This window comes from uncultured Streptococcus sp. (assembly GCF_938036805.1).
Lineage (GTDB): Bacteria > Bacillota > Bacilli > Lactobacillales > Streptococcaceae > Streptococcus.
The window spans coordinates 1-2,133 of the sequence record NZ_CALHWC010000078.1 but is presented as its reverse complement, the minus strand read 5'-3'; the positions used below and the strand labels follow the sequence as shown (position 1 = coordinate 2,133).

Annotated in this window: 2 protein-coding genes and 1 pseudogene; all 3 read right to left on the bottom strand. The window is 46.9% G+C overall.

The window, feature by feature from the left end; genetic code table 11:
* Nucleotides 1–453, bottom strand: a 453-nt coding sequence (locus tag Q0191_RS03265) for a transposase (protein WP_297663807.1), incomplete at its 3' end; no start/stop codon positions are given.
* A 294-nt stretch (nucleotides 454–747) separates the two neighbouring features.
* Nucleotides 748–1,842 (bottom strand): nucleotidyltransferase, encoded by a 1,095-nt coding sequence (locus Q0191_RS03260; RefSeq protein WP_297663805.1) that lies wholly within the window; start codon nucleotides 1,840–1,842, stop codon nucleotides 748–750.
* A gap of 1 nt (nucleotide 1,843) precedes the next feature.
* Nucleotides 1,844–2,133: pseudogene (locus tag Q0191_RS03255) on the bottom strand (SAM-dependent methyltransferase); the annotation flags it as partial.

Below are 2,133 nucleotides of genomic sequence, written 5' to 3'. Positions count from 1 at the left end.
ATGGATCCGATTGGTCTCACGATTACGGCTCTCTACATAGTGTTTCCGTTGTCGTGTTAACTCTCTCAATTCTTGAATGGTTTCATCAGGAACGAAACTGCGAGGGAGCAGGCCGATTCGTGTTAATTGGGCAATCCAGTGAGCATCTTTCTGATCTGTTTTTTGACCTGGAATAGCTTTCATATGAGCAGGCTGTGCTAGGATGAGTTCAAAGTCATCACAGAGTTCATGCCAGACAGGTCTCCAGTAAACTCCTGTGCTTTCCATGCCGACGGCTTCTACATGAAATTGACTGAGAAAATCATGACAGGCTTTTAATCCTTTTGTCGTTGTATCAAACTGAGCCATTTCACGCTTTGGACGAGTAGAAGTGAGCGGCCCATGTAGAATACAAACCACAACAGTAGCTTGATGGACATCAATACCTGCACAAGATTGATAGAGAACATCCATTGTGATTCCCTCCATTTATAAAGTCAGAGAGCTTATCTACCGATAAGGTTATCGTATTTTTATACTCATGCTCAAGGCGATATTTTGGGGTACTCGTCGGTAGAGTGGATTAGTTTGTCCCGCGAAAGTGATATTCAAGAAATTATCAACCACAAAGCCCTCACTTAGATTATACTTCTAAATGAGGGCTTTTGTCTTTATTTTCATGTTTCTGTGGGTGACGGCTATGTCGTCATGGCTGTCTGTCCCACTCTCTTCTATTTACAAGTAAATTTCTCAAATCTATCTATACTATCAGTGGGTATTTTGTAGTGGAAAGCGGCCAAAATTCTGCTCCATCAGTGCAGGATTTCCTAGTTGATAGACCTTGTCAGCCTGCTGGGTCAAACTATCCCATGGCTCCTTGCCGATACGGCTGACGAGTTCAACTTTTCCCTTAAGCTTAGATAAATGCTGGCGCCCCTGCTCGGAAAAGCCTAAAATATGGATTCCTGACGGAAGCTCTTCTTGTCTAGCTCCGACCAGGATATAGGTCAGCAGACGTCGAACCCGAGCCTTGGTATAGCGCTTGGTCGCTACCTGCTCGACCAGCTCTTCTATGGTCTCACTGCTTTTCAGAGCCTCTCTAATCCGAACAGCCAATTCCTGATTAACCTGATAAAAGTCTGTCAAATCCGGACTTGTCACTATCTGGTAACGAAGGTAAGGAAAGAGATCCGACCAAGTCACCTTTGCTGCCGTCTCGAGTAAGTCATAGGCTGGAGTGAATTTTTTGAGAAAGTCTGGCTGATCCAGATTCCGACGAAGGGCAGTTGCGGAAGCAAATTCCTGATTAGCTGACAAGGAATGATAGCCGGCTCCCTGACGTTGAATCGGACACAGCTTTATAGCCTTTCCCGCCACAGCCTTGGCATAGGCCAAGCCCAAGATATGGTTGGGAGTAGAGCCTGAGAAATTGAGCTCTGCAAATTCCTGCCACATGGCCTGAGTCTTTTGAGGATAGGATAGGGAGTCAGGCAAGCCAGCCAGATAAGCCTCCATCTGCTCTGCCTTTTCACCATAGACCTTGGAAATACTCTCATAATCCAGCACTTCCTCGGTCCCAAAAGTCAGCTGTTCGATGTCCAGCCTCTCTAAGATGTCTACTGCCCCCTTAGCGAAAAAGTCTGCCGCCTGAACGCTGACCAAGAAAGGCAACTCAAGGACCAAATCCGCTCCAGCTTCCAAAGCCATCTGTGCCCGAGTCCACTTGTCCACGATAGCCGGCTCCCCTCGCTGAACAAAATTGCCACTCATAGCGATAATTTTCAGACCAGAAGCCTGCTCCAGCAGATATTTGTGCCCATTATGAAAAGGATTAAACTCTGCGATAATACCGGTGACTGTCATCTCATTTCTCCGCCACAAAGAACCAGCGAGCGCTCTTGTCAGTTGGCTCCTTGTCCTCAAAGTCCGCGTAAACCTTGACATTCTTAAAGCCAGCCTGCTCCAGCAAGATATCATAGGTCAGAATCTCATAGGTCCGCTCCTCATGCACCTCATCATGGCGCGTGAAGCGCCCATCTTCGTCTTGGACAAAGAAGGTCAGCTCATGCACGATGGAATGAGGCGGTTCGTCCGCATAAGAATCCCAGACCATGGCAAAGGTTTCAGCATTTTCATGATAAGAATAGCCCGGAA

What these genes read in the sequence shown, in the direction of transcription:
- Q0191_RS03260 (WP_297663805.1), bottom strand. Translation starts at nt 1,842, where the DNA reads ATGACAGTCACCGGTATTATCGCAGAGTTTAATCCTTTTCATAATGGG.